General features: G+C 38.9%; 23 protein-coding genes. 4 read left to right on the top strand and 19 right to left on the bottom strand.

Annotated elements, in window-relative coordinates:
* Nucleotides 1–17: 17 nt before the first annotated feature.
* The 3 genes from AC4PHI_RS03620 to AC4PHI_RS03610 form a co-directional block, all read right to left on the bottom strand.
* Nucleotides 18–1,232, bottom strand: coding sequence for an FtsW/RodA/SpoVE family cell cycle protein (locus tag AC4PHI_RS03620; RefSeq protein WP_492200955.1), 1,215 nt, complete (start codon nucleotides 1,230–1,232; stop codon nucleotides 18–20).
* A 14-nt stretch (nucleotides 1,233–1,246) separates the two neighbouring features.
* Nucleotides 1,247–1,537 (bottom strand): DUF1507 family protein, encoded by a 291-nt coding sequence (locus tag AC4PHI_RS03615; RefSeq protein ID WP_492200954.1) that lies wholly within the window; start codon nucleotides 1,535–1,537, stop codon nucleotides 1,247–1,249.
* A gap of 314 nt (nucleotides 1,538–1,851) precedes the next feature.
* On the bottom strand, nucleotides 1,852–2,460 hold the full coding sequence (locus AC4PHI_RS03610) for a superoxide dismutase (RefSeq protein WP_492200953.1): 609 nt from the start codon (nucleotides 2,458–2,460) through the stop codon (nucleotides 1,852–1,854).
* Between the two features lie 165 nt (nucleotides 2,461–2,625).
* On the opposite strand from AC4PHI_RS03610, the gene AC4PHI_RS03605 reads away from it, so the two are divergent.
* On the top strand, nucleotides 2,626–3,426 hold the full coding sequence (locus AC4PHI_RS03605; RefSeq protein ID WP_492200952.1) for a DUF1189 family protein: 801 nt from the start codon (nucleotides 2,626–2,628) through the stop codon (nucleotides 3,424–3,426).
* 24 nt (nucleotides 3,427–3,450) lie between these two features.
* Nucleotides 3,451–4,410, top strand: a complete 960-nt coding sequence (locus tag AC4PHI_RS03600) for an NAD(P)-dependent oxidoreductase (protein ID WP_492200951.1) — start codon at nucleotides 3,451–3,453, stop codon at nucleotides 4,408–4,410.
* Between the two features lie 53 nt (nucleotides 4,411–4,463).
* Here the strand turns inward: AC4PHI_RS03600 and AC4PHI_RS03595 are convergent, their stop codons facing one another.
* The 9 genes from AC4PHI_RS03595 to AC4PHI_RS03555 all read right to left on the bottom strand — a co-directional run bounded on the left by AC4PHI_RS03595 (nucleotide 4,464) and on the right by AC4PHI_RS03555 (nucleotide 12,576).
* The gene (locus tag AC4PHI_RS03595; protein ID WP_492200950.1) at nucleotides 4,464–4,760 is read right to left on the bottom strand and encodes a HesB/YadR/YfhF family protein; all 297 of its coding nucleotides are present in this window, start codon (nucleotides 4,758–4,760) and stop codon (nucleotides 4,464–4,466) included.
* 149 nt (nucleotides 4,761–4,909) lie between these two features.
* Nucleotides 4,910–5,572, bottom strand: coding sequence for a potassium channel family protein (locus tag AC4PHI_RS03590; protein ID WP_492200949.1), 663 nt, complete (start codon nucleotides 5,570–5,572; stop codon nucleotides 4,910–4,912).
* Nucleotides 5,573–5,604: 32 nt separating this feature from the next.
* A complete protein-coding gene (locus tag AC4PHI_RS03585; protein ID WP_492200948.1) occupies nucleotides 5,605–6,237 on the bottom strand; it encodes a response regulator in 633 nt (210 codons plus the stop codon).
* Complete coding sequence (locus tag AC4PHI_RS03580) at nucleotides 6,234–7,310, bottom strand: sensor histidine kinase (protein WP_492200947.1); 1,077 nt, start codon at nucleotides 7,308–7,310, stop codon at nucleotides 6,234–6,236. Before AC4PHI_RS03580 ends, AC4PHI_RS03585 begins: the two co-directional genes overlap by 4 nt.
* Nucleotides 7,307–8,050 carry a cell wall-active antibiotics response protein LiaF gene (liaF, locus tag AC4PHI_RS03575; protein ID WP_492200946.1) on the bottom strand — a complete coding sequence of 248 codons (744 nt, stop codon included), beginning with the start codon at nucleotides 8,048–8,050 and terminating at the stop codon, nucleotides 7,307–7,309. The genes AC4PHI_RS03580 and liaF overlap by 4 nt, the downstream gene beginning before the upstream one ends.
* 142 nt (nucleotides 8,051–8,192) lie before the next feature.
* Nucleotides 8,193–8,669, bottom strand: a complete 477-nt coding sequence (gene greA / locus AC4PHI_RS03570; protein WP_492200945.1) for a transcription elongation factor GreA — start codon at nucleotides 8,667–8,669, stop codon at nucleotides 8,193–8,195.
* A gap of 142 nt (nucleotides 8,670–8,811) precedes the next feature.
* Nucleotides 8,812–9,960, bottom strand: coding sequence for an endolytic transglycosylase MltG (gene mltG / locus AC4PHI_RS03565; RefSeq protein WP_492201531.1), 1,149 nt, complete (start codon nucleotides 9,958–9,960; stop codon nucleotides 8,812–8,814).
* Between the two features lie 697 nt (nucleotides 9,961–10,657).
* A complete protein-coding gene (locus tag AC4PHI_RS03560; protein ID WP_492200944.1) occupies nucleotides 10,658–11,515 on the bottom strand; it encodes an AraC family transcriptional regulator in 858 nt (285 codons plus the stop codon).
* Between the two features lie 68 nt (nucleotides 11,516–11,583).
* Nucleotides 11,584–12,576, bottom strand: a complete 993-nt coding sequence (locus AC4PHI_RS03555; protein WP_492200943.1) for a S66 family peptidase — start codon at nucleotides 12,574–12,576, stop codon at nucleotides 11,584–11,586.
* A gap of 310 nt (nucleotides 12,577–12,886) precedes the next feature.
* Here AC4PHI_RS03555 and AC4PHI_RS03550 point away from each other — a divergent pair, with 310 nt between their 5' ends.
* On the top strand, nucleotides 12,887–13,279 hold the full coding sequence (locus AC4PHI_RS03550) for a GntR family transcriptional regulator (protein WP_492200942.1): 393 nt from the start codon (nucleotides 12,887–12,889) through the stop codon (nucleotides 13,277–13,279).
* Complete coding sequence (locus AC4PHI_RS03545; RefSeq protein WP_492200941.1) at nucleotides 13,276–14,685, top strand: DUF5808 domain-containing protein; 1,410 nt, start codon at nucleotides 13,276–13,278, stop codon at nucleotides 14,683–14,685. Before AC4PHI_RS03550 ends, AC4PHI_RS03545 begins: the two co-directional genes overlap by 4 nt.
* A gap of 126 nt (nucleotides 14,686–14,811) precedes the next feature.
* Here AC4PHI_RS03545 and AC4PHI_RS03540 read toward each other — a convergent pair whose 3' ends face one another.
* From AC4PHI_RS03540 to AC4PHI_RS03510, 7 genes are all read right to left on the bottom strand, one after another.
* Nucleotides 14,812–16,938 (bottom strand): FtsX-like permease family protein, encoded by a 2,127-nt coding sequence (locus AC4PHI_RS03540; protein ID WP_492200940.1) that lies wholly within the window; start codon nucleotides 16,936–16,938, stop codon nucleotides 14,812–14,814.
* Between the two features lie 112 nt (nucleotides 16,939–17,050).
* A complete protein-coding gene (locus tag AC4PHI_RS03535; RefSeq protein WP_492200939.1) occupies nucleotides 17,051–17,827 on the bottom strand; it encodes an ABC transporter ATP-binding protein in 777 nt (258 codons plus the stop codon).
* Between the two features lie 115 nt (nucleotides 17,828–17,942).
* A complete protein-coding gene (locus AC4PHI_RS03530) occupies nucleotides 17,943–18,914 on the bottom strand; it encodes a sensor histidine kinase (protein ID WP_492200938.1) in 972 nt (323 codons plus the stop codon).
* Nucleotides 18,907–19,602 carry a response regulator transcription factor gene (locus tag AC4PHI_RS03525; RefSeq protein WP_492200937.1) on the bottom strand — a complete coding sequence of 232 codons (696 nt, stop codon included), beginning with the start codon at nucleotides 19,600–19,602 and terminating at the stop codon, nucleotides 18,907–18,909. Before AC4PHI_RS03525 ends, AC4PHI_RS03530 begins: the two co-directional genes overlap by 8 nt.
* A gap of 94 nt (nucleotides 19,603–19,696) precedes the next feature.
* Complete coding sequence (locus tag AC4PHI_RS03520; protein ID WP_492200936.1) at nucleotides 19,697–20,710, bottom strand: D-alanine--D-alanine ligase family protein; 1,014 nt, start codon at nucleotides 20,708–20,710, stop codon at nucleotides 19,697–19,699.
* Between the two features lie 194 nt (nucleotides 20,711–20,904).
* A complete protein-coding gene (locus tag AC4PHI_RS03515) occupies nucleotides 20,905–21,366 on the bottom strand; it encodes a GNAT family N-acetyltransferase (protein WP_492201530.1) in 462 nt (153 codons plus the stop codon).
* A 1,137-nt stretch (nucleotides 21,367–22,503) separates the two neighbouring features.
* Nucleotides 22,504–25,560 (bottom strand): glycoside hydrolase family 2 TIM barrel-domain containing protein, encoded by a 3,057-nt coding sequence (locus tag AC4PHI_RS03510; protein WP_492200935.1) that lies wholly within the window; start codon nucleotides 25,558–25,560, stop codon nucleotides 22,504–22,506.
* Between the last annotated feature and the right edge of the window lie 9 nt (nucleotides 25,561–25,569).

The following is a 25,569-nucleotide window of genomic DNA, read 5'->3' as shown; positions in this document are numbered from 1 at the left end:
TCACCCATATCCCCTCTCTACTGAGTTTGTTTCATTGGAATCACAACTTCAGCCTGTCTTTGATATTTTTTTCTTAATTCATCGGCTCTTATATTTAACACAAAACCGACAGCAATCGAAAGAGCTAACAAACTCGATCCTCCCTGACTTAAAAACGGGAATGTTACCCCGGTCAGCGGAATGATGCCGGTGATGCCGCCAATATTTACAAATGTTTGAACTAACAGCATGCCGCCGATTCCAATACACATCAAAGAATTAAAGGGATGTGTAGCTCTTATCCCTACCATGATGATTCTTAAAATCAAAAAGAACAATAACAATAAAATCAGCATAGCAACAATCAAACCTAGTTCTTCAATAACGATAGAAAACATGAAATCAGATTCTGCTACTGGCAGAAAACCTTTCTTTTGTATGCTGTTTCCCAATCCCCGGCCAAACAGTCCGCCATTGAACATGGCATAGTAGGAATGAACCATCTGCAATCCGCTGCCGTATGCATCTATAAAAGGATTCCTCATGACCAGAAATCGATCCACGATATACTGTTTGTTTTCGGGCAGCAGCGTCGGCCCTAACAAGCTGACCAATTCGATGGCAAGAAAGCTTAAACTGACCCCGCCAAACCCTATCACGATGCCGTACCAATAGCTGATACCGCTGGCAAGCAGCATAATAATGACCAACAAGACTAAAATAGCTGCCCCGCCGGTATCCGGCTGGATCAGCACGAGAAAAATCAAACTTGACACAAGCAATACTGGTTTTAAGACTGCCTGTTTAAATCCGTGAACGATAGTGTCCTGCCTGCGTGATAAAATATACGCCAAGTACCAGATGACCATGATTTTTAAAAACTCTACCGGCTGCAATGTGATTGGTCCTAACTGAAACCATCCCTGTGCCCCGCCAGCCTGCAAACTAAACATCTTGGTAAATCTGGTCAAAAGAAGCATGGTACTGATGACTACGATTCCCAAGACAAGCAGCCCTTTACTTTGCAAAAATTTTGTTTTCATTTGATAAATGATGATCATCAATATCAGACCTAGCCCCAGATAAAGTGCCTGTTTTGCCGCAGCGGCTGTATCAGGTTGGGGCGGATCACTGGTGATCAGCCGATAGGCAGTGGCGCTGTAGACCATTACGACACCCAAAACAGAGAGGATGAGGTAAGGTATCAAAATGCCATAATCCAAAAAGAATCTCTTTTTTGTTTTTTTTGCCAAACCATACACCTCTTCTATTCCTGAGTTTCTTTTTGACCTTCATATATTTCAGAATACACTTGGTTCAATTTTTTTTCTAAATCAGCTAAAATTTGTTGTCCTTCTTTTAATGAAATGACGCCCATTTTTTCGGCAAAATCCACTTGACGGCTAAACCCGTACATTTGGGTATCAACAACTTCTTCGAAAGCTTTACATTGAGCAATACACAAATGATTTCGCTGATTGCTGATCAGTGTTTTAATTTTATCTGCTTCTTCGATTAATATTTCCATCGCTTGCTGATAGTCGTTTTTAGTTTTCATTTCAAGCCCTCCTTCAGTTCCATTTATTATAGCATATTTTCATTGAAATACTTGTGGTCATTTTCTAAAACATGCTATCATTGGCTACTTCTATTTTACTATAAAAGCTTAGAATAAAAAGAGCTCAAAAAAGTTCCATTAGAGTTTTCTCATTTTTTGATTATCTCAGTTTAACCTGATCCGCTTGAAATAGTCAACCCCTTTTTATTTAAAGGTCTTTATTTAAATGCATAATGTTTGATTATTATCGGCATTATGAAGATAAACAAAAAAAGACTTTCAAACGAATCCGTCTGAAAGTCTGATTTCTTTTTTTATTTTGCTGCTTCGTAGCGTTTATTGACTTCATCCCAGTTGACAACATTCCAGAATGCTTTGATGTAGTCTGGCCGAACGTTGCTGTACTTTTTATAGTAAGCATGTTCCCAAACATCGATACCAAGCACTGGTGTCTTGCCATCTGTTAAAGGAGAGTCTTGGTTAGCTGTTGACATCACTTCTAATTCTCCGTTATTAACGACTAACCATGCCCAGCCAGAACCGAAACGGCCTGTTGCTGCAGCAGTGAATTCTGCTTTAAAATTATCAAAACTGCCAAATTTAGCATCGATAGCAGCTTTAATCGCCCCAGTCGGTTCGCCGCCGGCATTAGGTGCCATGATTTCCCAGAAGAATGCATGGTTGGCATGTCCTCCACCATTGTTGCGGACTGCTGTGCGAATGTCTTCAGGAACATTAGCTAAATCTGCTACTAAATCATCAATATTTTTTTCGCCTAATTCAGGATATTTTTCAATCGCAGCGTTCAAATTGGTTACATAGGTATTATGATGCTTGTCGTGATGCAGGTGCATCGTTTCGACATCAATGTGCGGCTCCAATGCATCATATGCGTACGGTAAATCTGGTAATGTATAGCTCATCAACAAAACCTCCATAATTAATTATTATATTTTTATTAACACAAGTCTAATGTATCACTGTTCAGAACCAAATTCAAAATAAATGCTTTATAGGGGGCGCAGAATTTTGAATTCCCGTTGAAAAAGAGATACAATAAAATAAAACTAAACTAAAGGAGCAACTGAATGAACACATTTCAGTTATTTAAAGAATCTTTTAAAAAACCGGCAAATCTGTATAGTGCCAAAGACCTTCCCTTTGCAAAATCTTTTCTTTATTTTTTATTTTTAGGATTGGTCTTACTTGTTCCAATCATGGCACAGACCATAGAAATGCTGGGTACTTTTCAAAATGATATGAGTAAAATTGCCGCAGAAATGCCTGAGTTTTCAGTGCAAGACGGCCGGCTGACAACCGATGAGGAAGAAGCCAGTTTTCTCTATAAAACCAACTATATGTTTTTTACTTTTGATCCCGACGGCATACAAACTGCGGAACGATTACAAAAAGATGTCACAGGAAATAAAATCGCCATCGGTTTGCTGCAGGATGAAGTAGTCTTCGCCACCGCAGAAGGCAGTTTGCTCTCTTCATTGATCGAAACAAATAAAATGGTGATCCCGTACAAAAAATTACCGGACAGCAGCATGATTTCCCGAAACTTTTTTAAAGAGCTGGGAACTTCAACGGGCAACCGTTTAACTGTAATCCTATTGGTGGTCTTAAGTATGATGGGCCCGGTTCTGATTGACTTTGCTTTTTCCCTTTTCTTTGGCGCCTTTATAGCCCACTTGCTGAGCGGTGCGCGTTTCCTAGGTCTGAAATTAGGACAAAGTGTTAAAATACTTTTATTTGCCTCAACACTGCCTGTTTTTTTCTCTGCAGTTGCCGGCATCTTTTTCCAAGTCCCCGCCAGTACAATCATTATGATCGTAGGTATTTTCTTCTACTTCCAAGTTATCCGGGAAGAGATGAAAACAAAATAACTTTATAGAAATGAGTGACATACCATGAGCAATCTACTGATTTTACGTCCGCTAAAGGCTCACTCGATTCAAGCAATCAAAGATTGTGTCCCAGACTTCAAGATATTAACTCAAGAGGACGTGTTGCCCCTTGACGAGCTAAAAAAAGTTGACATCGTTGTGGGATGGGATAAAAAAATTGGAGAACAGCTGCTTCAATTAAAGGAAGCAGGACATGGAAGTCTTCGTTGGATTCAAACCTATTCTGCCGGGGTGGACGATCTGGATCTAAAACGATTAGAGAAAGCCCGCATTGTATTGACTAATGCCAGCGGGGTACATGCTTCTCAAATCAGCGAATCTGTGATAGCCATGCTTTTGGCTCATTATCGCGGAATTTTAACTGCGTACAGCGCACAAAAAAATAAAACATGGGAAAGAATCAGACTCGATGATTTAGCTTTGAAAAAAATGTTGATCGTTGGCACAGGGAATATTGGACAGCAGTTGGCAAAAGTTGCCAGTTCCATGGCAGTAGAAGTTTATGGCATAAACCGTTCAGGGCGCCAGCTGCCGGATTTTATTGATATTTTCCCGCAAGATGAAATAGACCATGTCTTGCCGGACATGGATATCGTTGTCAGTATTTTGCCCCTGACAAACGAAACCCATCATTTATTTGATAAGGAACGTTTTGATAATTTTAAAAAAGGAACTGTCTTTGTCAATGTGGGGCGGGGAGAATCTGTTGACACCTCAGCTTTAATAGCTGCCTGTCAGTCAGAGCACATCGCTTTTGCAGCTTTAGATGTTTTTGAAGAAGAACCTCTGCCTAGCGACAGTCCCCTTTGGTCTCTGGATAATGTGTTGATTACTCCCCATATTTCAGGGATTTCAATCAACTATCAAGAAAAATTCATGAAAATTCTTTTAGAAAACCTCAATGCCTACAAGGAGCAGCAGCCTCTTCCGAAAAATGTTGTGGACTATACTTTAGGTTACTAATTTTCAATTAAAAACGCGAAAAGTTGTCATCTCGACCAACTTTCCGCGTTTTTTTATTTTTCCTCTTGAAAGAAATAAATAGGTTCCTCTTTTTGTTCGTCGTAACCTACTGTCAGGTCATAACCGGCAAAGAACCAGTCATCTGCATGCTCAACAAAATAAGTAATACCTTCTTTTTCAAATACAGCAAGAGGCTCTTCAGGACTCTCGACTCTCATCCCTGTGGAAAAACCATCGTGGACATTTGTTTTACCGCCATATTTCCCAAAAAAATGTACGTAACTGCCTGATTCAAGTTCTAACTCAGTCTGAAACCACTTGTGTGCATTATCCAGAACATTGATTTTCATCTATTTAACCACACTTTCTCTTGTTGTCTTTCTTTATCATAGCACATTATGGGTAAATCTTTTCTTTCAATGCTTGGGCGGCTATTCATAACCGTGGACAAAAATAAAAAAGCAGAAGCACCGTGAAAATGCCCTGCTTGATTCAAAAACTAATTCATCACATCATCCATATGTTCCACATCTTTGGTTTCACCAATGACAAAAAGCACGTCATTCAATAAAACTACTTCATCTGCGGGTGGCGACACAATCAAACGCTGATTTTTTCTTCTGATGGCAATCACGTTCAACCCGAATTTTTGACGCAAATTCAATTGCAGCAAACTTTTATCTGCAAACTTGCTGTTACTAATTTGAATTTCAGCAATCGAATACTCATCGGATAATTCCAAGTAGTCTAAAATGTTTTTGGAGATCAAATGGTGGGCCACCCGTTCCCCCATATCACGCTCGGGGTGAACCACATGATCAGCTCCCACCTTTTCCAGAACCTTGGCATGATAGGTGTTTTGGGCTTTGGCTGTGATACGAGCCACTCCCATCTCTTTGGCCATTAAAGTAACCAAAATACTTGCCTGAATGTCCTCTCCTATTGCAATAATCACATGATCGAAATTCCTTAGCCCAAGAGAACGCAACGCCATTTCATCTTGTGCATTTGCCACAACTGCATGGGTGGCAATGTCCATGTATTCATTCACCCGGTCTTCATCCCGGTCGATCGCTAATACTTCCTGCCCCGCTTCAATCAAAGCAGTACATACACTGGCACCAAAACGTCCCAGCCCAATAATTGCAAAACTTTGCTTCATCTCTTGTTTATCTCCTTAAATTATCTAAACATTTAATCTACGATGCCATGTTTAAAAGCATAAATCGCGGCTTGGGTTCTATCCTCTACATCCAGCTTGGAAAGAATGTTGGAGACATGTGTTTTGACGGTTTTTAACGTGATGAACAATTCGTCTGCTATTTCCTGATTGCTTTTTCCTTCCGAAATAAGCAGTAAAATCTCCAGCTCACGGTTCGTTAAGTCATCATGGAGCACCGGCTCGTTTTTCCTCGTCAACCGTTCCATCATTTTTCCAGTCACTTCAGGTTCCAAAACAGTTTCCCCGCGGAAAGTTGCCCGGATTGCGTCGGCGATTTCTCCTGCTGTAGATGTTTTCAATAAATAACCGGCGGCTCCCGCTTCAATCGCCGGATAAACTTTTTCATCATCAATAAAACTTGTGACAATAATAATCCTTGCTTCAGGCCATTCTTTTAAAATAAGTTTGGTCGATTCAATGCCATCCATTTCATCCATTACCAAATCCATTAATATAATGTCCGGTTTCAGCGCTAACGCCTTTTCGTAACCAATTTTTCCGTTCTCGGCTTCCCCGATAACTTCTATGTCCTCCTGAATGGATAGGTAAGAAGACACCCCTAATCTTACCATTTCATGGTCGTCTACCAACAGTACTTTTATCACTCTTCCTCTTCCTCCTCAATCACTGGTACCCGGATTTCAACGCTCGTCCCTTTTCCGACAAAACTAATGATCTTACATGTTCCCCCCATGCCTGTGATACGTTCATTAATATTGTTCAAACCGTAACTGCCCACTTTTTTATTGGAAGTATCAAAACCAACTCCATCATCAATCATCCGCAGCAAGACGACTTTGTCCGTTTTTTTAAGAAAAACTTCCAAAGACTTGGCTTTGGCATGGCGTAATGTGTTGGAAAGCAACTCCTGAACTACCCGGAAGAGATGATCTTCCATGGCACTTTGCAGAGAGACATCTTCCACTTCCCAGTGCAGCTCTATTTTGATTTTCGTTTGCAACTCAACGAGAAGCTGCTCAATTCCTTTTTTCAAACTTTTGCCTTCTAAGGTGATCGGTCTCAAATGTAAAAGCAATGCTCTCATTTCAGATTGAGAGGCGTTGATGATATCTCCGATCATGTTCATCTGTTTTTGAATGACCTCAGGCTGTCCATTTTTTTTAGCGTCTTCCATCAACGCAGACATCATCATTGATGCTGCGAAAAGCTGCTGACTGACTGAATCATGGAGCTCACGGGCCAACCTGTGTCTTTCTTCCTGCAAGATTTGTTCTTTTGATTCTCCGTCCACCATTTGAGGCCGGCTGGACAAAATTTGCAAATCCTTTGACATGGTCAGCATTTGTTCTCTGATTTTTTCTATACCTTCATCGATATTTGAGATATAGGGATCCCCTTCCCCATTTTTGACTGTTTTCAAAAACAAGGGACTCTCATAGTGGTTTCTAGCCAGCAGGCTGATTTTTTCTTCCAGCTGTCCATATTGGGAACGGTGTGAAAAATACAGCACGATATACACCATGGTACTGACCACAAGGGCTATCAAAATAAGATAAACGATCAAGGGTATATAAGTTATTTTTGTGCGGAATAATTCTTTCAGCCACTCCCGTTTCCCTTGGGAATAAAAATAAGTATACAATGTCAAGACGAGCACAATAAAACTGAAAATAAAGGTGTATAGAAAAATCAAAGGTCTGGTCTGCTTGGACATCATATACGGATCACCTCTAAATCACCGAATAATGTGTTCGTCACAATTTTCAACTTTCTTGCATTGTGATCGTAATCGTCACTAAAAACTTTCAGGGATTCGTTCTTCAACTTGAAAAAATCCTCTTCAAAAATAACGTTCCCGCTCAGTGTAGAATGCTCAAGCATGAGTCCTATACCTAAGGGCACTAGTATCCGTGTTCTTCCGAATCCTTTGCGGATAATGATAACATTATTTTCCTTTGGTAACAAAGTATTACCCAAATCTATGATTGTATCTCCTGAGAAGATGGTGAAATTTATATCGTCCCATTCGTAAACGTTTGTTCCAATTCGCTGATTGCCAATCCAAGGACGCTTAAACCGACGACCATTTTTTGATTCTGTATCCGTAGTCTGAATCATCATCATCTGTTTTTTCCGCCACGGGGCATTTTCAAACTGGTCCATCATATTGACCCCTGTTGCTTCCACCCCTTTTAGCCCGAAGTAAAGCACACCGATGATTACCATGATCCAAACTGTGGCACCGCTGGTCAGCAAACTTAAAATCCCTACAACAATCCCCAAAACTAATTGGAATTGATTAAAAGAGGTCCTTGGACTTTTTTTCAGGGCATACACTAAATTCAGACCGCCAAATATTAAAAATATCAACGCTGGTGTATTATGAATGATTTGATACACAGCCAAAACTAACAATAAACATTCGATTGTCAGAAATATTCTCCATGAGCTTTTCATCTTTCTCGCTCCTATCCCATTGTTCTCCATACATTATACTAAGACAGCCTGAATTTTGGGAGTTCTTTTAGTATGAAATGTTTCTAGGACTAAAGTCGTAGAAACAAACATCTGAAAAAAGCTGTGCGTCATTCCGCACAGCTTATTGTGATACACCTATAATTTTAACTTCCATCTCGCCGCCCGGCGTTGCAACGATAACTTCATCGTTTATTTTCTTGCCGATCAGCGCTTTGGCGATAGGCGAATCATTAGAGATTTTTCCCGCAAGAGGATCCGCTTCTGCACTTCCCACAATCGTATACTCTTCTTCATCCCCGTCCGGCAACTCTATAAAAGTTACTGTCCGGCCAAGTGAGACTTCATCTGCCGCTTTTCCATCATTGTCGATAATTTGAGCAAAACGAATCATATTTTCCAGTGTTGTGATACGTCCTTCTACAAACGCTTGTTCATCTTTTGCTGATTCGTATTCCGAATTCTCTGACAAATCACCAAAACTACGGGCGATTTTGATGCGTTCGACAATTTCCTTACGCTTTACCGTTTTCAGTTCTTCTAATTCTAATTCCAACTTCTTTTTACCTTCGAGAGTCATTGGGTAAACTTTCTCTACCATGAATAAAGCTCCTTTAATTGTTTACTTTAGTTAAATGAAAAGAAGGGCTTTCCCGATAAAAATCAGAAAAGCACTCCTGTTTACGTCATAAAGGTTACCACGTGTTTCAAGATTTGTAAATAGATAACTTCATTAAAACACATCATTCTTCTGTTTGATTATCAATATGTTCTTCTTTTAATAATAAATGTTCTTCGTAAGTTTCAGCAAAATAGACTTTGTGTGTTGCAATATTTGCCAAGAAATAATAATAAGTGTTCGGCTCCGGATTCAACACTGCGTCTATTGCTTCGATTCCCGGATTATTAAACGGTCCGGGTCCAAACCCTTTGTTGATATACAAGTTATATGGGGAATCTATTTCTGTATCCTTATTTGATAAGTGTACTTTATGTTTTTCCATCGCATATAAAACTGAAATATCTGACTGTAAAGGCATATCGGCTTTGATACGATTTAAAAAGACTTGGGCGATATTGCGTCGGTCTTCTTTTTCTACCCCTTCTTTTTCCACCAGTGATGCCAGTGTTAAGACTTGCTGGGTCGTCATGCCCGATTGATCCAGAGATTCTTGGCGGGCAGCTAACTCAGAGTTGGTCTTATCGACCATCTCCCTGATCATATCTTTGACAGACTTTTCTTTGTAATAATTATAAGTCGCAGGGAAGAGATAGCCTTCCAAGCGATAGCGGACATCTTGCGCCTTTTTAGCACTTTCTAAAAGCTGACCATAGTCTTTATACAATTCTTCAAAGAAGGAATCATCCTTCAAAGCATCCAAAAATTCCGCTTTTTTGATTTTTGTTTTTTCTGCAAACAACTCGGCGATTTGCTCTGCACTGTAACCTTCGGGAATACTGATCCGTGCATCAGCCAAAGCTTCCGGCTCCTTTGTTCCACCTTGCTGTAACAATGCTGCTATCTCATCTAAAGTCATGTTAGGAGACATTTGATAATAACCGGCTTTGAAATCGGTGATATTTTCTGTTTTCATATAATAAGTAAATACCATTCCGCTTTTGATGATTTTTTCATTTTCTAAAATACTGCCGATACTTTTATTACTGGACCCGATTGGGATATTCACTTGAACTAGCTGATCGTCTTTTGGATCCAGCGGTTTTAAGCCTGCCTGCCAATAGCGGTAGAAGGATATGCCCACGATTGTTACAGTCACCACTAATGCTGTGACAACAGCTAAAACAATTTTTCCTACTAATTTATTTTCTTTTTTTCGCTCATTACGTCGTCTCATTTTTTCCAACTCTTTCTGGCTACCTTTTTCATTGATTTCCGAGTTTTTTTCATTTTCATGATAATTATTGTGACTGTCAGATACATTTTCGCCAACAACTGCCTGTTCTCGTACATCTTTATTCTCGTTCGATTCATGTTTTTGACTGTCATTGCTTGGAGCAGACTGGTCTTGATACTTCAAAGAAGCCAGCACTTTCTCACGTAAACTAAAGCGAGGATTAGTATCGGATCCTTGATTATTGGCTTGAGCTTTTTCTTGAATCTCTGAATCACGGGCCGATTTCTCTAGATCAGACAAAACACAACCTCCTTATTCAACAACCTTACACTACAATAACTCCCATCATTATACACGAAAATATAGAAAACGAAAATAATTTCATTAATAAATCGATGGTTTCAAACACATTAAAATGACTGTCCACTTTTAAAAATGCCTTTGATGACGGACTTTCTATATTGTGGGCAGATGATGCTTACATAAAATGACAATTATCTTAATCTTTTTTTATAAATTTCTTAACGTAATCCTTAGAAAAACTCTCTCCATTCACATTGATACATCCCCTGCACTATAACTGTTATAAGTGATAAAATTGTACTTTTTATTCATTCGTACGCTTCGTATTAACTATTTTAATTTTTGGAAAATCAGCTTGTCATAATATTTGATAATTTTTTCAAAAAAATACTGCCGACTAGTTTCCTGCGGCAGCATTCTTATTACGTTATTATTTTTTTACGACAGGAATCCACACTTCAAATAAGGCATCTGCCGGATCGGGTTTAAGATAGACTTCAATATCCGGACCGTCCGCATATTCATAACCAGAACTTGGCAGCCATTCAGTGATGATACGTTGTTCCAGTTCTTGAATCGCATCGGGCATTGCACCTGCACCGGAAAAAATGGCCCACTTAAATGCATCTACCTTGTATTCAACAAATCCGTCTGGCCTTTTGCTGTCGCTGGCTACTGCGATATAATACTCCGTCTGCTGTTCGCTCTCGACAGCAAATCCCGTGGTCACTCCCAATACTCCTTTGATTTCCGTATTCATCAGAGGCAGCAACTTTTCGATGGCTCCCTCTTCACTCACTTGGGCCCAAAGTTTTGGGACTTCTTTAAAATTTTCTTCAATGTTTGCTGACAACGTCGTTTTTAAGCCGATGATTTTAAACGGCTCTTTGTTTTCAATCCGGTATTCCATTTCAACATCTCCTTTGATTGTTATATGGAATTTAATCTTTGGAAAAGATTTCAACTTGCTCCCTTCTTTTTGAGCATCAGAAGGCAGGATGCCATGAATCTTTTTAAAAGCACGGGCAAAAGAATCCGGCGAGTCATAACCATATTTGACTGCAACTGTGATTACTTTTTCTCCTTGCTGCAAATCAACACCGGCAAGAGACATTTTTCTACGGCGGATATATTCAGCCAATGATGTATTTGTCATGTAAGAAAAAATCCGCTGGTAATGATAGGATGAACAGCAGGCAATCCGTCCGAGTTCTTCCAAGTCGATTTTCGTCGTCAAATGTTCTTCAATATAATTGATACTGGCTTCCAGTCTTCCAATCCATTCCATTAATGATCAACTCCTTTTTCTACTTTAACAATCTATCTGCAACAATGCCCTACTTTCTCTGCCCGATTTCAGCGGAAAGCATTTATTGTTATACTTTTTGATGATGTCGCTATTGTCACCTTTTGCCCAATCGGAAAAGTAAAGATAGGCTGGGTATGCCCAAAATCCACATCATACATCACGGGAATTTTTTTGAGTCTCGGGTGTTTATCTAATATATATAATAATCGTTCTTCAGTCATCTCGTTTTCTTTAGGAAATCTTCCGATGACTAAACCGGAAATTTCTGGGAAAACTTGTAAAACAGCAGCCAAGTCTCTGGCAAAATCAGCATAAGGATTTTCTTCCGCAGATTCTGCAAACAGAATGCCCTCTTCAATTTTTAATTGATACGGCGTACCATTCAGCAAGTTAAACGTGTTTAAATTCCCGCCAAAACTAACACCTGTTACTACTCCTTCGTTATACACTTTCCACTCCGTAGGCAATAATTTTCTGGCAACAGAAGGGTCAAACCAAGCGTCGCTGCTCCAAAAAGCTGAAGGTTGCAATCGGTATTCCATTTGCTGAAGAATTTTCAAAAAGTTTTCCGTTTGATATTCTTGCAATTCACCCATTTTAAAACTGGAAAAGTGAGGACCAATGTAAGTAATTAATCCCGTTTTTGCCGTGATTGCGGTATTTAATGCTGTGATATCACTGTAACCGCAAATTATTTTCGGATGGTGCTTAATCAAATCATAATCAATATAGGGCAATAATTCATTGGAATTAAACCCTCCGATTGTGCTCAAAATCCCTTTAACATTTTTATCAGAAAATGCTTCGTGTAAATCTTCTATCCGGCTTTTGATGGAGGCAGAATGAAGGATGTCAGATTCTTCGATATGTTTTCCAAAGGTTATCTTGAAGCCTAATTTTTCCAAATGCAACAGAGCTCGTTTATTTTCAGCCCATCCTCCGACTCTTTTGAGACTGCCGGCAGGGGACACGACTCTGATTTCATCACCGGGAGCCAACCTTTTCGGCAATATGCTTGATTCTTTTTGGAAATTTCTCATCAACTTCATCTCCAATCATTTTTCATGTTTAAAAAAATATAATACCCTAAACACAAAACGTTTTTCACTTCTAGAAAAGTCCAGCGAGACAACTAAAAAAATTAATTATTTTTCTTCAACAACCCTGCTTAGAAATCATATTATAGCATGAACTTTTGACTCTGCCACAGTCTTCTGGCAAAAGGAATTTTTTAAACTTAAAAAAATTAGCGTTGATTCACTCTATAATTCATCCAAAGTCTTTAGAATTGATTTTCATTTCTTTTTGTATTATACTAACCAATACAAATAATACATTAAGGAGAAGCTGATGTTATTAGAACTGAAAATGACTAGCAATATTCCAATCTACCAGCAAATTTACGAACAAATCATTATTGGTATGGCAAAAGGAGAACTGCAACTGGGAGAGTCTCTACCCACTGTCCGCCAGCTTGCGGAAGATATCGGAATTAATGTGATGACTGTTTCAAAAGCTTACAATCTTTTAAAACGTGACGGATATATCGAAACAGACCGGCGACTAGGTTCCCGTGTGGTAGACAAAGTCATTAGCAAGCCGGATTTCCAAGAAGTTTATCAAAAAGAACTGGAATTATTGCTGGCCACCGGTGTTGTCAACGGCTTAACAAAAGAACAATTTACTGCAATGACGCAAAAAATCATCGCCGACTTTAAAAAACAGGGAGCGGACGGACTATGAACTGGATATTTTATCTTATTTTAATCGCTGTACTAATCATCATCGCCATCACTTATACTTTGTACAGCAAACCGAGAAAAAATGTGCTATTGGAAACGACTTTGAAAGATGACTATCTTGAAAACAAGGAAGTCAAAAACATTGTGCGCTCCTATCGGAAAAATCTGCTAGGCAGCAGCATTTTGCTAGCATTGCTTGGTCTGGCTCTGTTTCTTACCAGCTATGATTCTATTCAATTAATCATCTTCTTTGCCCTGATGGTGCTGGCCTTTGTCCTTGTCCATGGCACGCTTGTCCTGCATATTGGAAAAATGCAGCGCCTAAAACAAGAAAAGCATTGGTACTCGCAAGAAAACAATCACAATATCATTCGAGTAGATACAAAACTTTCTATCGAACGCCATAAGGGGATACTTTCATTTTACTGGCTGCTGCTACCCCTTGGATTGCAGTTAGTGGTTTCCTTAGGACTGCTGGTTTTAAACCCTCAGTCCAGTCTCTTACTCGTCACCTTTTTATTATTAGCTGTTGCTGGACTGACAAGTCTTTTATATTTTACAGTATACAAGCTGCCTGTCACCATTCACAGTCAAGAAGAAGAAATCAATCAGTTTGTCAATCAAAATAAAAAAAGAACTTGGTCGTTATTGCTTATTTTAACCCAGTGGTTTATCGCAATTCTTACAACAGCTTTTATCGGGATGTATCTCAGCATTGGTCTGGGGAAAGGTTTTATCCTTTCCAGCGGACTATTAATAACCCTTCTGCTGGTGTTGGCTTTCGCTTTTCCCGCGGTTATGATTATCCTATTGCTCCGTTCCAATAAACGTGAAGAACTGGCACTGCATCAAGGGGAAAAATATTTATACGACGGGGCAGACTACTATTGGCGTTACGGTTTTTACTGTAATCCGGACGACCCGAAAATTTGGGTCCCTAACAGGGTCGGGACTAATATTGATATGAATTTGGGACACCCCAGCTCAAAAATAATTGGTGTGATAATCGGAATTGCTGTTCTAGCACTGCTGGTCGGAGTGACTATCCCCCTCTTTAAAGCAGATTTTTCAAAAAATGCCTTTAAGTTTCAAGTCAGCGATGATTATATTGTTTTGCGGGCTCCTTTTGCAAAAAATCAAAACATTTATTTTTCAGATGTTGAAGAAGTTACCTTGCTTGAGGAACCTCCCAAGGCAATCAGAATCAAAGGGGCAGGCACTGCCAATTATGCTACCGGCATATTCAGACTGACTGAAACAGGGGAAGATGCTAATTTTTATCTCTTTCTGTCATCTGAAACATCTGTGAAGATAAAAACCTCTGAGGGATTGTATTTTGCTTCTAACAAAACTACTGCTGAAACAAAAACAACCTACCAAGCAATTAAAGAAAACTTGCAGCCATAAAAAAACAAGCCCCGGACAACATCATTGTCCGGGGCCTGTTTTATCTAAATTCGAAAATAAAAAATCTCTCAGCGATTCCATTGACTTCTTGATTATCTTTGAAAAAGCAATCAATATATATAGAGATTATCTCATAGTTTCTGCATAATGATCCAAATGCTTCAAATAATTCCCGCGAAGAACGATGAAAAAAACTGCTTGGAAAATGAGATATATTTTTGCAATCTGAAAAAAGTAAGGCATGACAGGTGTATCTAAATAGATACTCAGACAGTTCATTGCCACCCAAAAATTCAATAAGGCGATGAGTAAAGGCAAAAAGAATATGACCAGCATTTCTTCTGTGACGATTCGATGACGTTCTTTGACAGTAGTTCCTGAAATATGCAATGTCCGATGTAATTCTCCGTCTCTGTCCAATTCTCCAAACAATCTGAAATAAACAATACAGGAAGCGAATGAAAAAAAGACTGACCCCAACAGAAAACTCACTAATATAATTAAACCGTTGGACTGATTATTCTCTACCCAGCTGTCAAACAGGGAGTAGAAAAAAATAAAATCTTCCGGATAGAGCAAGTCTAGCTCTTCTTTCTGTGATTCTGTTAAAGCTTCGTAATCCCCACCTAAGGACTCCAGCTTTTTTTCGTACTTTCCAAGTTGCTGCTCGTCAACAGCTTCAAAATATTGGGAAATTTTACGATTCAGCTTTTTGTCTCTGTCCCATTCATTAAAATGGATCACCACACTGTATTCACGATAGCCTCCTTCTTTCGGCGTCTGTTCTGTAAGCTGAGCATATAGACCATCACTGACTAGCAGCAGCGGATTGACGTAGAAACGAATGTTATAGCCTTGGGGAACAGAAACTACTTCCATTTTTTTCTTGACAGTTGCTCCGCCGTAACCAAAAAATTCTAGTTCTTCATAGTGAATGTTCTGCTTTTTTTTACGGCCGCTGACCATCTGTCTTTGAGAATTAGTGTTGGAGACATGCAATACTTGTCGGTCATTTTTGATTTCTAGTTTAGGTTCTCCCTTAAATTCAGCCATTTCGTTGTATTTTGACAAAGGGAAAACTAAATAGTTGTCCGTCCACTTGGACATAGGTTGTTTCCGGACTACTAACGCAAAAATCGGATCGGTCAAGTCCTGTAATAAATAATCATGTCCCGCTTCCTCAATTGATGAAGTGATAAATGCAAGATTCTTGTTGTCTTCCTCCTTCATCTTTTCTGCATCATTATACGCGATTGAATTATAAGAAAAGGCAAAAGAACTGTCCTGACTGGCAACATAGTGCGAGCCGCCAATGGACATGGTATACCCCATGCCAATAAAAGCTGCAGATGCAACGATTGCAATAATGAAAAACATGACTGAATTTTTTTTCATGCGGTAGGTTAAATTACTGATAAGCAGTACGCGAGAACCTCTCAAGAAAAACCTGCTTTTTTTCAAGCGCAAAATCATATGAGGTGCCAATTGTGTAAAAAATAAAAATGTTCCCAAAAAACAAAAAGCCCCGCCGGCATACAACAAGTATTTATCTGCTTCCCAGTCCCAGCTAAAATCTTTGACAAACTGCCAAGTTAAAAGATAAGCAGCTAATAGGCTCAACAAGCTTAGAACAGCCAGCCAATCTTTCGTCCCAGAAGGCTCATCTCCTTGAACCCCTTCTTTCAACAGTTCAGTGATGATTCTGACTTTCAAAGAAAAGACCGTAAATAATGAAATAAGTAAAAAATTCATTCCATAAGAGACCATTGTCAACAGCAAGGCTTCTTTAGGGAAATAAAAAGGCAAACCTTTTTCAATCATAAAAAGATTTTGAGCAATCAATAAGCTCAGCTTGGAAAATAGTAAGCCGATGAGAGAACCTGCGATGATTGACGAAAACCCTAAAAGCATATTTTCAAAAAAAATCATCCGTCGTGCTTGCCCTTCAGACATGCCCAAAGATAAAAAAATCGACAATTCTTTCTTCCGTCCTTTTAAAAAGACATTAAAACTATACAGCAGGAAAATCGACGACATTAAAACCACCATGATTTGAGAGAGATCAAAGCCGATTGTAGAAAGATTAGTGATGTTTGTGTACGTGCCCTCAAACCCATCCTTCAGGACAGGGTGATGGGCAATCATGGAGAAAATAAAAAAGAGCGTTACTGAAAACGTACTGCTGAAAAAATAAGAACTATAGGCTCTTCCGTTTCTTGTGATATTTTTAAAAATCAATTGTTTAAAGCTCACCATCACCCCTCCTTTATCAGCAAAATCATGTATTGTTTCCATTAAAACATCCGCAAATTTATCGCTCTTCCCGCCTTCTTGTCAAAAAACAAAAACGGACCTGCTCTTTATTTCACGAGAACAATGCGGATGCTTGAAACTGATGATTGGCACCACCTAAATGAGCCAAAACATCCATGATACTTTCGTAAAAGAGCTTGCGGCTTTCCCCGCAATATATTTCGTTGTATAACTGACCGTCTTTGATAAAAATCACCCGGTGAGAATAACTGGCCGAGACGGCATCATGGGTCACCATTAGTGTTGTGACTTTTTTCTCACGATTCATCTGTTCCATCAATCTCATAACGGTTCCGGCTGCTTGAGAATCCAGATTGCCTGTCGGCTCATCTGCAAGAACCAAACCGGGATTGTGGATCAACGCTCTGGCAATCGCCACACGCTGTGCTTCCCCGCCGGATATTTCATAAATCCGTTTGTCAGCCAGTGCCGTAATCCCAACGGCTGTCATCAGCTGGTCTGCTTTTTTTTCCATCTCAGTTACCGGTACTTTATCTAAAGTCAAGGGCAGCATAATGTTTTCTTTTACAGTCAGTGTTTTTAGTAGATTTGCCTCTTGGAAAATAAAACCCAAATCTCTTCTGCGAAATTTAGCCATCTCATCTTTTTTTAAGCGATGGGGCTCTTGCTGATTTAAAAAAACCGAGCCGTTGGTGGGACGGTCTAATGTGCCAATCAAATTCAGTAAGGTTGTTTTTCCGCTGCCTGACGGACCCATAATGCTGACAAACTCCCCTTCAGAAACTTTTAAATTCACCCGCCGGATAGCTTCATAGGGGACCACTCCGGAATAGGTCTTACTCACATTTTTCAACTCTAGATAAGTCATTTTCCTTCCTCCTTCAAGCCGCGGCTTTCACTCGTTCTTTTTCATTTTAGCTAAGGATCATTTTTTTAGCTATTGAATAGAATGACAGTTTCCTTACACTTCTGTCATAAACCTTTTAGAAAACCAATGTGACTATAGTTCCTGCACCAGTATCAGACTGGATGGCGATATTATGATTCAACTGGTCAAAAATTTCTCTGACCAGATACAATCCCATGCCAGTGGCTTCCTGATGACTTCTGCCCTGTCTGCCGGTAAAAAAAGGATCAAAAATCCGCGGCAAATCTTCCTTTGTAATACCTGAACCGTAATCCCGGATAATCAGCTGCAAATCATTGCCTTGCTGACGGATATCAAATTCAATATTAGTTTCCGTTCCTGAAGCATACTTGATACTGTTGCTGACAATCTGATAGATGCTGAACTGCAGCCATTTTTTATCTGTTTCCACAAAAAAATCCTGCTCAAACAGCACTTTCGGGTAGACTCGATTACGGATAAAATTACGCTTTTGTTCTTGGATCACTTCTTGGACGATTTGATTTAAAGAGGTCTTTTGAATCACAAAATCCGTTTCAAAAGATTCGATTCTTGCCATGTTTAAAGCCATGCGCAATCCCTCATTGATTTTTTCCGTTTCTTCCAGCAGATTCTGTTTGTCGAGCTGGTCTGACTGAATCATTAAATCAATCACAGCTAAGGGGGTCTTCATCTGATGAACCCACAAATGTATAAACTTCAAATGTTCTTCTCTAGAATCACGTATCTTGACCATTTCATCATAAGATTTTTTTTGTTGTGTCAACAGCAAGTCATTGACTTGGTTGGAAAAGTAACTCATGTCTTTTCTTGACGTGTCAAATAAAAGTTTTTGATCTTTATCTCCCAACATCTTGTAAAGCTGATGATGGGCAAAAAAATAAACTATCAGATAAATCAAAAGAAGAGCAGCAGACAAAAAAACACCATACAAAAGAACATGCCAATCGTGATAGCCGTCTAGCCAAAGTATCCCGCCTAATAAAACCACAGAAAGCAGATATAGAAAAACATACGGCAGTTGATGGCGAAGAAAAACTTTAATCATTTGGCTCACCTAGAACTAATTTGTAGCCCTTGCCGCGAATCGTCAAAATACTGTCTGGTAACCCAACATCCTGAAATTTTTTTCTCAAACGGGTGATATTCACAGATAAGGTATTGTCGTCAACAAAATCCTGCGTATCCCATAACTTTTCCAAAATCGCCTCACGACTGACGACTTCGGGATAGGTCACTAGTAACAATTCCACTAGCTCCCCTTCTTTTTTGGTGACAAGTTCCACTGTTTCGCCATAATGAATCTCCAAACGCTCAGGATAGTAACGCAACCCGTTTTTTTCATATACCCGTTCTTCATTGCCGGCCGCGTATTCCCCGTAAACCCTGCGGATATGACTTTTGACTTTCGCCAGAAGCAAATCGTAGGAAAAAGGCTTAGTAATATAATCATCTGCACCATAATCCAGGGCAACGACTTGATCCATATTGCTTTCCCGTGCAGACAAAAAAATAATCGGACATTTAGAAATTTGTCGGATTTTCTTGGTCCAGTAAAACCCGTCGTAAAAAGGCAGATTGACATCCATCAACACTAAATCAGGAATTTCTTTTTCAAAAAAAATCATGACTTCCTTTAAATCAGAAGGCACTGACACACTATAGCCATATTTTTTTAAGTGTTCGCTCACCAGCCACGCTATTTTTTTATCATCTTCAACTAACATGATTTTCATTCTAATCCCCCCGTAAATGATTTCCGTAATAAAACAAAAAATCCAGCATCGTTCTTAGAGACTTTCCATTCGATATTATCAAAGCAAGTCAACTTTATTTTCTTAACGCTGAGTGAATAATTTTTTCACACAAATCCTCATAAGAAATTCCTTCTGCCAAAGCTTCCTGAGGCAATAAACTGGTGGGAGTCATCCCTGGCAATGTGTTAGCCTCGATACAATAGATTGCCCCTTCTTGATCCATCATAAAATCAATCCGAGAATAAGCTCCCAATCGCAAAACTCGATGGACTTTCAACGCTAAATTTTGCATCTCCCAGGTTTTTTCTTTTGATAAAAGTGCCGGACAGATTTCTTCAGTTGCCTGGTCTTGATATTTATTTTCGTAATCATAGAAACCTGTTTTAGGTATAATTTCGATCACAGGGAGTGCCTGCCCATCCATGACACCCACAGAAAACTCACGTCCGACGATTTTTTCTTCAATCAACGGCTCTTGATCATAGTTCTGCACCTGCATCAACGCTTGGTGAAACTCATGCTGACTGTCTACCATTGCCACGCCGATACTAGAACCGTTGCTGTTTGGCTTAATCACGCAAGGAAAAGTAATCTTTTCTTTTTCATCAAGATCAAAGCTTGTTGGCGTAGGGATAGAATGTTGTAAAAAGAGTTCTTTAGAAAGTCTCTTATCCATCGCCAAACCACTGCCCAAAAAGCCGGTTCCCGTATAGGTGATATTATAAATATCTAATAACGCTTGAATCTGACCATTTTCACCGATTCCGCCATGCAGCGCCAAAAATACCACATCTGCTGTCTGACATACTTCCAGGACACACGGACCGATTAATTCTTCCTGATTATTTTGCTTCATTTTTAACTTTTTAAGATCCGGTGCTTGTGCGTGCACCTGATAAGAATAATTTTTTTGTTCATATCGTTCGAACGCTGCATTGAAATCTGCAACAGCCTCTAATCCCACATACAAATCCACCAACAAGACCCGATGTTTTTTTTGGATCAAAGCATTGGCAATCAGGCTGCCTGATGCAAGTGAAACATCACGTTCGTCACTGTAACCTCCGGCTAAAACCACTATATTCATAAGAAACTCCTTTACCTGTTTTATCATCGCCTATATCAAGTTTCAGTATACCAAATTTATTGAGTCCAACTTTAAGAAAAAAACTATTTTAAGAAAATTTAGAAAACAAAAATACTGTTCTTGACTATTAAATTTGTCCCAGCTGACTGATTCGTTAAGAAAAACATATCTTCTTTGCACCAGATAATCAGATATCAAAGCCTTTGATTCAACCGGACCATGTCTTTCAGCTCCAACCCATTCTCGGTGATTGGTTGGTCGTAGTGTTTAACAAAAAAATCTCTATCAATGGACATCATTCTAAACCCGCACTTTTGATACAAATATAATTGTTGAAAACTAGTGCTGCCTGTTCCGATTTCCATGGTTTCATATCCCTGTTCTTTAGCTAACGTCATGGCTTTCCGAATCAATGCTGTCCCGATGCCCTTTGCACGGAAAGCCGGAGCCACACTGAGATTAACTATTTCCATCGTAGTGGTATCTTTCGGTAAGAGGACAATGATTCCTAGAGATTGCCCTTTTGTTTTCGCAATGTAGATGTCTCCTTTTTTTAAATAACTTTCAATGTTTTTTCTTGAAGGGTCTGCTTCCAGCAGCCATTCGAAATATTCATCATCTATGGTTTCGCCATCTATCTTTTCAAATATGTCTATCAATTTCTGCACCTCCAGTGTGGAAATAATATTTTTTATTAATTTTATCAGCAATCAAAGTAAATTTATAGTCGTCTCAGCACATTTGAAACGGACGATCCAGATGGTACCTCTGTAAATGTTGTTTGGTGACAGGGGAGTTTGTGAGCATATCTTGATGGGAATACTGCTAAGAATAAAGTGTCCTTTGGGATAAGAAAAAATGACAAATTCTCTCTGTAAAGAAAACTTGTCATTTTTATCATTTATTATTTATTAATCAATAGGATATCCACACTTCATTGACACCGGCGTTTTTCGATATACCATCCGTCAAAGCAAGCCTTGAGGAGTAAGATAGATATCCGTAAAAGACTTGACTGCCTCCAACATCCCACTGCACTGTGATTGCCACATCTGGATCGTAAGTTAAAGCGTTACTGGCGCTTGCTGTTAAAATCAGCTGCCTCTCTTAACTGTCAAGACTATTCGTATCAGCGCCTATTCAAAAAAGCGCTGCCCGAAACAGAGAGTGCGGATTATTTGCTTTCTCTTGACCCAACTCTAAAAGCAACGTATCAACTCTATCAAGAGCTGCTTTATTACTCTCAAAAAAATGATATTAAAGTATTCAAAGATAGTCTAGCATCAGTAAAACCGAAAATTTCACTTTATATGAAAAGCTTAGTGAAAACATTCAAAAACATTTGAACAGAATTGAAAATACCTTCAACTATCCTTTTTATAATGACCTCTTGAAGGGCTTATTAATAAAATCAAAGTCATTAAACGGACTGCTTATGGCACTTCAAGCATCGCATTCTTGTCAGTTTAAAACTGACAAACCCAAAAGACAACCTCACCTGTTTCAGCGAAGCCGTCTAGTTTGTTATTTAAAGTCAACTAAATTCTAGCCATTCACATCATTTGACGAAGAGCCAAAAAAAGTTTAAAGTCTACTGAGATTTATTTACTGTGCAAAAAATAAAAAGCATAAAATTTGGTGCTGACCCCCAAAAGTTAGACCCAAAATCTAACTTTTGAGAGGTCGTTTTTTTATATTAAATAGTTTTTAGTTAACTTTATATAGTTGGTCTCTTTCGAAGTGTGAGTGTTTTTTATGAAAAAATAAACACTAAATTTGGATATTTCAAGTTTTTAAAGAGGTTTTAACAAATATTCAAAAGAAAAATCTCTGTTTTTTAATCTATATTCTGGTAAGACTCCGGGCCCGCAGCTTGCCGTCCCTAAGCCATAAACTTGATAATCCAAGTTTAATTCTAAAGAATCTTTTTCAACTAAGTCAAAAACATGTCTGACTTGATCTAGTTGTTCAGTACCATATTTGTTAATGCTAAAGTTGAAGCGTTCCCCTGAGACTTGTAATCCTTGACCATAGCTGTCTGCTAAAGTCATCTCTCGAGTATCCATGCGGTTGCCATTTTCTTGAGGTACAATATAATTGGTAAAAAGTTTTGCAACAGGAAAGTACCATCTGCCGATAAAACCAGCCTCTTTGCTATCAATGTAAGTTTCACTCGGTCCTAAACCATACCATTGAACAGCCTTTAAACGATTTGAAATAGACATTTGCAGACCTATCTTTGGCAGCCAAGCTGGTCCATCTCCCACTTTCATACCTGAAACAGCAATCAGTAATTCCCCTGCTCCATTGATCCGATAAGTTGTTGTTAAATTAAACCCCCAATCAAAAGTTTTAGGTCCAACAAAACTCTCTACCACTAATTGAACCTCTTGTTTCTTGATTTTTTGGGTTACTTGATTAACCCTCTCAGACATCATATCTACTCCGGCAGCCAACCAAAGTTCTTTCATATTTTCCACACCATCATTATCACTGCCCAGACTGTCATTATCAGTCATCGCACGCCAAAAATTAATTTTAGGTGGTTGGATTAAAAATTCTTTGCCGCCGCTTTGCCAAGAAATAAGGCGCCCTCTTAATAAATCAAAAATCATAGAAGTTTGACCGTTTGAAAAAAATAATTTGTTTTCAGTGTTTGTCACAAATTTTTCAATTGGATGAGACAAAGTCAGCTTCTCTTTCACACCTTGATTAATAATTTCTTGAGACCAGGTTATCACGTGTCCGTTCTCAGCGTAGCTGGTCGGTTTCTTCAGCACAAATTTCACACTCGCCACAATTTCTCCTGTTGAAAATTCTTTTCTGGTTATCTCCCGGGTCAGATCAATAACTTTCTTTTCTCCAGCTTGAATAAGTGGCAAGTCAAGTATTTTACTGCAATAGACTTTTCCATCCTCAGCCAGTTCAAGAATTGCTTCAATATGATTTAAATCGATGTAATCATAGCGATTTTTAATTGTCATTTTCTTGTTTACGAGTTCTGCCTCAATTGGCTCATAAACCTTTTTCAATTCAGCTAAAGCAGGAGACGGTGTTCTGTCTGGCATGACCAAGCCATCAATGACAAAGTTGCTGTCATTGGGATATTCCCCAAAATCACCACCATAAGCATAATAGGTTTGACCTTCAGCTGTCTTCTGTTCTATTCCATGGTCTAGCCACTCCCAAATAAAACCTCCTTGGAGACGAGGATATTTATAGAATAGTTTCTGATAGTCTTTCAGACCGCCCGGCCCATTTCCCATCGCATGGGCATACTCACATAAAATATGCGGTTGAGCTAAATCTGTTTGCTTTCCTAACTTTTCCATCAAAGGAATCGATGTATACATCGTAGAGAAAACATCCGCAGCTTGATTTAATTCCTCAGGCTCATGATTGCTGCGAGCCAAAATACCACTAGTTTCCCCTTCATAATGAATCAAACGACTATCATCCCTTTTTTTTGTCCATTGACTCATAAGTAAATGATTTTTCCCAAAACCTGATTCATTTCCCAATGACCACATAACGATTGAAGGATGATTTTTATCTCTTTCAACCATTCGTTTCATCCGATCGAGATAAGTAGCAGTCCATTCCTTATGAGAACTTAAGTAGCTCCACTTGCCAATGACTTCCATACCGTGAGTTTCAATATCTGTCTCATCAATTACATATAAGCCATATTCATCGCATAAATCATAAAATACTGGGTTTGTTGGATAGTGGGCCGTTCTCACGGCATTAATATTGTGTTGCTTCATCATTATAATATCTTGACGCATGGTTTCTTCCGTAAGTGTTCGACCTGTTTGGGGATGAAATTCATGACGATTAACGCCTTTAAAAATTATTTTTTCCCCATTAAGCAACATTAAACCATTCTTTAGTTCGACTTTTCTAAAGCCGACTTTCTGAATAATGACCTGTTGAATCTGATGTTTATTTTTAAAAATTAATAATAACGTATAAAGATAAGGGGTCTCAGCATTCCATTTGTGTGGTTTTTCAACTTGGAAAGTTTGATTTTGAACCAATTGATCTGTCAACCGATAACTTTCTTTGAACACCACTTTCCCTAAACTATCTAATAAACAATATTCCAATTCTTCCCCATGCCCGGATAATCGATCTGCAAATGTTACCTCGACCATTAACTTGCTCTTTTGATAAGTTTCATCAAAATCTGTTTTTACAAAATAATCTGTGATTTGCTGTCTCGCTTCATCAAATAGATAAACATCTCTGAAGATGCCGCTTAACCACCACATATCTTGATCTTCAACATAACTCATCGCTGACCACTGTATAACCTTAACCGCTAGCCTATTCTCCCCTGACACAATAAATTCTGAAATGTCGAACTCCGCTGTCAGACGACTGCCTGTACTATAACCTACATAGTGGCCGTTTAACCAAACATAAAAAACACAATCCACACCAGAAAAATGTAATATTTTGCGAATGAATTCTTCTTGCTCATTTAAGATAAATGTACGGCGGTAATATCCCGTTGGATTTTCATTGGGGACGTATGGTGGGTCTACAGGAAAAGGATAACGGAAATTCGTATACATTGGCCGATTGAATCCTTGCAACTGCCAATGACCAGGTACATTGATTTTTTTCCAGGTCTTAACATCTATTTTTTCGTCCAAAAAATCACTCGGAACTATTTCGGGGCGTTCTGTCATCATAAAATCCCAATGTCCGTTCAAGTTTTGAAACCCCTTTGACTTTTCTCTAGAAAAAGTTAAGGCATCCTCTACGTTTGGATATGAAAAGAAATGCGCCCTTGCATTTAGACGATTTTCTGATACTATCTCACTTGATAAATACTGTTTCATTACTAAAAA

This window comes from Vagococcus sp. QWL-13 (assembly GCF_058683555.1).
The sequence above is the reverse complement of the archived record's forward strand: the minus strand, read 5'-3'. Positions and strand labels throughout refer to the sequence as shown.

Bases quoted from the DNA above. Each gene is read 5' to 3' on its own strand.
- AC4PHI_RS03615 (WP_492200954.1), bottom strand. From the start codon at position 1,537: ATGAAAACTAAAAACGACTATCAGCAAGCGATGGAAATATTAATCGAA.
- AC4PHI_RS03610 (WP_492200953.1), bottom strand. From the start codon at position 2,460: ATGAGCTATACATTACCAGATTTACCGTACGCATATGATGCATTGGAG.
- AC4PHI_RS03605 (WP_492200952.1), top strand. From the start codon at position 2,626: ATGAACACATTTCAGTTATTTAAAGAATCTTTTAAAAAACCGGCAAAT.
- AC4PHI_RS03600 (WP_492200951.1), top strand. From the start codon at position 3,451: ATGAGCAATCTACTGATTTTACGTCCGCTAAAGGCTCACTCGATTCAA.
- AC4PHI_RS03595 (WP_492200950.1), bottom strand. From the start codon at position 4,760: ATGAAAATCAATGTTCTGGATAATGCACACAAGTGGTTTCAGACTGAG.
- AC4PHI_RS03590 (WP_492200949.1), bottom strand. From the start codon at position 5,572: ATGAAGCAAAGTTTTGCAATTATTGGGCTGGGACGTTTTGGTGCCAGT.
- AC4PHI_RS03580 (WP_492200947.1), bottom strand. From the start codon at position 7,310: ATGATGTCCAAGCAGACCAGACCTTTGATTTTTCTATACACCTTTATT.
- liaF (WP_492200946.1), bottom strand. From the start codon at position 8,050: ATGAAAAGCTCATGGAGAATATTTCTGACAATCGAATGTTTATTGTTA.
- greA (WP_492200945.1), bottom strand. From the start codon at position 8,669: ATGGTAGAGAAAGTTTACCCAATGACTCTCGAAGGTAAAAAGAAGTTG.
- AC4PHI_RS03560 (WP_492200944.1), bottom strand. From the start codon at position 11,515: ATGGAATGGATTGGAAGACTGGAAGCCAGTATCAATTATATTGAAGAA.
- AC4PHI_RS03555 (WP_492200943.1), bottom strand. From the start codon at position 12,576: ATGAGAAATTTCCAAAAAGAATCAAGCATATTGCCGAAAAGGTTGGCT.
- AC4PHI_RS03550 (WP_492200942.1), top strand. From the start codon at position 12,887: ATGTTATTAGAACTGAAAATGACTAGCAATATTCCAATCTACCAGCAA.
- AC4PHI_RS03545 (WP_492200941.1), top strand. From the start codon at position 13,276: ATGAACTGGATATTTTATCTTATTTTAATCGCTGTACTAATCATCATC.
- AC4PHI_RS03535 (WP_492200939.1), bottom strand. From the start codon at position 17,827: ATGACTTATCTAGAGTTGAAAAATGTGAGTAAGACCTATTCCGGAGTG.
- AC4PHI_RS03530 (WP_492200938.1), bottom strand. From the start codon at position 18,914: ATGATTAAAGTTTTTCTTCGCCATCAACTGCCGTATGTTTTTCTATAT.
- AC4PHI_RS03525 (WP_492200937.1), bottom strand. From the start codon at position 19,602: ATGAAAATCATGTTAGTTGAAGATGATAAAAAAATAGCGTGGCTGGTG.
- AC4PHI_RS03520 (WP_492200936.1), bottom strand. From the start codon at position 20,710: ATGAATATAGTGGTTTTAGCCGGAGGTTACAGTGACGAACGTGATGTT.
- AC4PHI_RS03510 (WP_492200935.1), bottom strand. From the start codon at position 25,560: ATGAAACAGTATTTATCAAGTGAGATAGTATCAGAAAATCGTCTAAAT.